Raw genomic sequence first — 634 nt, forward strand, 5'->3', positions numbered from 1 at the left:
TGCTCATGGGGCTAGCCTAGGGGGCGGTGTGCGGGGTATTGTCGGCCAGGCGCAGCAGGGCGGCGGCGGTGGGGAAATCGAAGGCGGCCACGGCGGTGCGGAAGGCCGGGTACTGGGCGCCGAGCGCCCGCTGCAGGGCCGAGGCGTGGGCCTGGGCCCAATCGATGGCGCGGGTGTCGCCACGGTCCAGCCAGTCCAGCAGGGGGGCGAACTGGCCGGGGGTGGAAGGGGCTTCGGGTGGGTTGGTGTTCTGGGCGGGCGCTTGGGCTTCGGTGTCCGCTGACGCCGCCTCTGGCGCGGGCTGCGGCTGGCCGGAGCGCGCCAGCCAGTCGCGCAAGCCGGCCACCAGCGTGTCCTGGCGGGCGTGCAGGTGCGCCAGCGCCTCGGCCAGCGCCGCATCGGGCACGGGCGCCGGTTCCTGGGCAGCCGCCGAGGTTTGCACCGCTTGCGATTCCTGTCCTTCCAGCGCCGCGCGCAAGCGCACATCCAGCGCCTGGGCCGCGTCCTGCACCGCCGTGGCCCCCAGGTTGCCCGCCACACCCTTGAGCGTGTGCACCAAGCGGTGCGCCAGCGCCCCATCGCCCGCGGCCAGCGCCTGCGCCACCCGCTGCGGCGTCTCGGCCTGGTCCTGCAC

The 634-nt window shown here is 75.4% G+C and carries 1 protein-coding gene; it reads right to left on the bottom strand.

The window, feature by feature from the left end; genetic code table 11:
* Positions 1-16: 16 nt before the first annotated feature.
* Positions 17-634, bottom strand: a 618-nt coding sequence (locus HA630_RS02605; RefSeq protein ID WP_208299936.1) for an Hpt domain-containing protein, incomplete at its 5' end; no start/stop codon positions are given.

Source organism: Aquabacterium sp. A08, from assembly GCF_011742065.1.